General features: G+C 45.1%; 1 pseudogene. It reads left to right on the forward strand.

The window, feature by feature from the left end:
• Positions 1–336: 336 nt before the first annotated feature.
• Positions 337–550 (forward strand): annotated as a pseudogene (locus tag U1T56_RS24450) (GNAT family N-acetyltransferase); the annotation flags it as partial.

Raw genomic sequence — 550 nt, forward strand, 5'->3', positions numbered from 1 at the left:
AAATCTTCTTCTAGAAATTATACATGTCAATGCGGGTACAAACGACACCGTGATATCCATGGGGCAATGAATTTATTTGCCAAAGTATATTATGGTGAAATCCGCCGATTGGAATTTACGGTCAAACCGTTTACGTATCGACGGATTGCTTAGGTATGAAGTCGTAGATGGCGAGTTCCCGCCCTTGAGTATCATGGATACTCATGTTGCCTGTGGCTCCCAACGGGACGGGTGCCAGGTGTTGCCTGCAGATAGGCTGCCAACCAGCCTATCATGCATCCACCTCCGAAGGGGAAACAGGAAACCCCCACTTCGATAAGTGGGGGAGGTTCATTCGGAGCAAGTCAAGACCTGCTTACTGGGAAAAGATATGGATTCATCTATGAATTGTTTGTGTTAGAAGAATTTAGAGGAAAGGGAATGGCAAGGAAATTAATAGAAGCCGGCATCGAACATCTGAAACAAGATGGATATTCAGAGGTTCGTTTGCGTGTATATGCAGGGAATCAAGCGATGAAACTGTATGAAACATTCGGATTCAAGCACCACA

The sequence above is a fragment of the Benzoatithermus flavus genome, assembly GCF_037908215.1.
Classification (GTDB): Bacteria; Pseudomonadota; Alphaproteobacteria; order Geminicoccales; family Geminicoccaceae; genus Benzoatithermus; species Benzoatithermus flavus.